Source organism: Curtobacterium pusillum (assembly GCF_007673235.1).
GTDB lineage: Bacteria > Actinomycetota > Actinomycetes > Actinomycetales > Microbacteriaceae > Curtobacterium > Curtobacterium pusillum_C.
The window spans coordinates 1-384 of sequence record NZ_VDZH01000020.1 but is presented as its reverse complement, the minus strand read 5'-3'; the positions used below and the strand labels follow the sequence as shown (position 1 = coordinate 384).

1 protein-coding gene is annotated in these 384 nt (G+C 66.9%); it reads right to left on the bottom strand.

The features are described 5' to 3' along the window. Nucleotides 1-336 (bottom strand): Ig-like domain-containing protein (locus tag FS532_RS18425; RefSeq protein ID WP_144757459.1); only part of this gene is annotated, 336 nt, incomplete at its 3' end. Nucleotides 337-384: the final 48 nt, after the last annotated feature.

Sequence of the window (384 nt, the reverse complement as noted above, 5' to 3'; positions counted from 1 at the left end):
GCCCTCAGCCGGCGTCGCGACCTCGAACGGCCGCTCCACACCGGCAGCAGCCTTGACCGTGATGGTGTGCGTCAGCGACTGCGTCTGCGCACCCGGCGCGGTGTACTCCACCTGCAGTTCGTACGTGGTGTCCTGGTTGTTCAGATCCGCGTTCGGGATCACCCACGTGCCGTCCTTACCGACGGTCGCGGTGCCGATGACACGGTCCTTGGAGCGGTAGTTCCACACCGTGACCGTGGTCCCCGTCGCGCCGACACCAGCAAGACGGACCTGCTTGTTCGGCGCGACGACCGAGGTGTTGTTCTGCGGGGTCGTGAACGCGAACGGCTGCACCACACCCGGGTTCGAATCCGTGACCGTGACCCGAGTGGTGCCACGCACCGC